The organism is Clostridium sp., assembly GCF_036642255.1.
In the GTDB taxonomy this organism is placed as follows: Bacteria; Bacillota; Clostridia; order Clostridiales; family Clostridiaceae; genus Clostridium_J.
The window spans coordinates 1-3,010 of the sequence record NZ_JAVWDJ010000108.1 but is presented as its reverse complement, the minus strand read 5'-3'; the positions used below and the strand labels follow the sequence as shown (position 1 = coordinate 3,010).

Sequence of the window (3,010 nt, the reverse complement as noted above, 5' to 3'; positions counted from 1 at the left end):
CTACATTGTAGCGTCGTCACCACTTGGCGACTTTTATATCTTATCATCATTAAAAGACTTTGTCAACACATTTTTAAAATTCATTAATTTATTTTCAATGTTGCGTCCATCTCTTAAGGACAAGACTTATAGTATCATGATACTTATTCCGAGTGATGTGGTAAAGTTCGTGAATATTAATATTACACCTAAATTACTCCATATTTCACATTGTTTCTCACGATATCATTTAATGATACACATGGCAAAGTTTCTAGCGCTTTTAGATGTTCTAATATGCTTTTAAAGCAATTATATAAACTAAATATATATTATGAGTGAAGGTATAAATCATTATACTATAAATTATTCTCTACAAATCACTACAGCAAAACTTAAATATATTTACATGCTTATTCTATAAGACATAAATTTTTATAAGAAAACACCTCAATATGCACTGAATTTATTAATTAACTTCATTAATAGAAGTTATCAAATTAAAAACTAGCAAAGTATTCTTTGCTAGTTTCTTTATATCATCTTTAATAAATTATAAACTTGTAGAGTTGTAGTATTGATTAAACAACTGAACTAGTGAGTTTTCTGATTTATGACCTAGTTCCTTTAATGTTAAGTCTAACACATTTAGTACATAGATTACTCTCTCTATCCTTGCATTTTCACCCATATGCCCTATTCTAAAAACCTTATCTTTTAAATACCCAAAAGATCCAGCCAATAAAACATTATACTTTTCTAATAAATTATTGCTTATTTCTTCCATAGTAATATTCTCTGGAACTTCAACTACTGTTACTGTATTAGAATAACCACTATTAAGATAAAGTTTTAGTCCATACTCTCTAATTGCGTTTCTAGTAGCAGATGCTATTTTCTCATGCCTTTGGAGCACATTATTTATACCTTCACAAAAAATATTATCTACTGCTTTTCTTAATCCCATAATATCACTTATTGGCATCGTGTAAGGAAACCACTTTTTCTCGTAATAGTCTTTCCAAATAGTAAGATTGCAATAAAATCCTATAATTGGGGTTTTTCTATTTTTCATAACCTTGAAAGCATCCTCACTAATAGATAGTATAGTAAGTCCTGGTGGTGCAGAGAAGGCCTTTTGAGATCCACCCAACACAATGTCTATCTTCCATTCATCTACTTTAATAGGTTCCCCTACCATAGCAGCAACACTATCTACAACTGTTATAATTCCATATTCCTTCAACATAGGACAAATTCTACTTATATCATTTAATACTCCTGAAGGTGTATCGCAGTGAACCACTGTAGCATATTTAAAATCATGATCTTCTTCTAAAAAACTTCTAAGTTCTTGAATATCAATGTCCTTAGTTCTATCAACAGAATAGTATACTGGAACTCCACCATAAATCTTTACAAAATCTCCAAAACCTTCTCCAAATATACCATTATCTATAATTAATACTCTATCTTTTTTCTCAGTTAGAGATGCACAAGCAGCCTCAAGGCCTAAAATCCCTTCACCACTGAGTATATATACACTTTCTTCAGTGCCAATAATTTCTCCAATTCTTTCACAAGTTTCCTTATAAAAATCATAAAAATTTCTATCTATATCTGGATTGGTAGTTTCTAACGCTCTTGCCATTCGAACATTTTCCCTAACCTCAGTTGGACCTGGTGTAAATACATAAGGTTTCATCATAATAGCAGCTCTCCTTTGCCTAAAATTACATAAACTAACAACTATATTATACTATAAAGCCTATTTATAGCTATCATATAATTTTAATTTGTAGCATAATTATGCATGAAATTTTACTTTGAATAGATTTTTATTTAAATGAAAATTTATCATTAAATGTGACAATAAGATTTACTATTTATATCATTAAAACCATTTAGATACCTTATCCAGTATATTAAAGTTTGTCAAATCATAGTGAAGAGGTGTCAATGTTATGTACCCTTCTTTTATATATAATACATCTGTATCTATTCCATCCAAATCTTCTGGAGTTCCCTTAACTTTGTATTTTTTATGTGAATTTGTTGATTCTATTTCTATAAATACGTCTTTATAACTTCGTTCTCCTATTTTACAAACCTTTATTCCCTTTACCTGGGACTTTTCTACAGGAGGAATATTTACATTTAATACGATATCGCCTTCGAGTTCTTGATTCTCTAAAGAATCTATTATTTTATCTATATAATCTATTGCAATTTCAAAACTTTTCTCGTTCCCATTACAGGATATTGCAATAGAGGGTACTTTCATAATAGCTGCTTCTATTGCTGCTGATACTGTACCTGAGTATAATACATCTGTCCCTAAATTAAATCCATCATTAATTCCTGATATTACAAGATCGACTTTATCACAAACTAGCTTTTCTAAAGCTATCTTTGTGCAATCAGCTGGCGTTCCACTAACACTAAAACACCTACAATTTAATCCATCTACTTCTACTAACTTTATTATTAATGGCTCGGTAAGAGTTATTGAGTGACTACTTGCGCTTCTTTGTCTATCAGGTGCCACTACTGTAATCTCATGCCTATGTTGTAATGATTTAGCTAAGAGTTGAATTCCTCTTGCATTAATTCCATCATCGTTTGTAATTAATATTTTCATAACATATCTCCTTAATCTTACAATCTCTATGTATTTTATTATTCTCAATACTAACCTTGTTTATAAATTAGTTATTTATCCATTTAAATTTCTATATGTTTTTATATTTCTAACATAAAATATTTATTTGCCAATAATTTATACTAGTCAAACTTAAAATTTCACACATTCTTAAATAGGAATCTTTCAATTCATAACATATGATTTTATAATTATTATTAGCATTGTTTAATAATTCGTTATATAAGAAAAAAAGCAATCCAATCGGATTGCTTTTTGGTGGAGATAAAGAGACTCGAACTCTTGACCCCCTGCGTGCAAGGCAGGTGCTCTCCCAACTGAGCTATACCCCCAAATATGGTGGACCTTCAGGGACTCGAACCCCGGACC

At 30.1% G+C, this 3,010-nt stretch carries 2 protein-coding genes and 1 tRNA gene; all 3 read right to left on the bottom strand.

The annotated features are described in order from the left end of the window. Nucleotides 1–532: 532 nt before the first annotated feature. Entirely contained in the window at nucleotides 533–1,687 is a 1,155-nt protein-coding gene (locus RR409_RS20985; RefSeq protein WP_332559722.1) for an alanine--glyoxylate aminotransferase family protein, read from the bottom strand. A 186-nt stretch (nucleotides 1,688–1,873) separates the two neighbouring features. Further along, entirely contained in the window at nucleotides 1,874–2,620 is a 747-nt protein-coding gene (surE, locus tag RR409_RS20980) for a 5'/3'-nucleotidase SurE (protein ID WP_332559721.1), read from the bottom strand. Between the two features lie 277 nt (nucleotides 2,621–2,897). Further along, nucleotides 2,898–2,973, bottom strand: a tRNA-Ala gene (locus tag RR409_RS20975). Nucleotides 2,974–3,010: the final 37 nt, after the last annotated feature.

Excerpts from the sequence above, each read along its gene's own strand:
- RR409_RS20985 (WP_332559722.1), bottom strand. The coding sequence starts at position 1,687 with ATGATGAAACCTTATGTATTTACACCAGGTCCAACTGAGGTTAGGGAA.
- surE (WP_332559721.1), bottom strand. The coding sequence starts at position 2,620 with ATGAAAATATTAATTACAAACGATGATGGAATTAATGCAAGAGGAATT.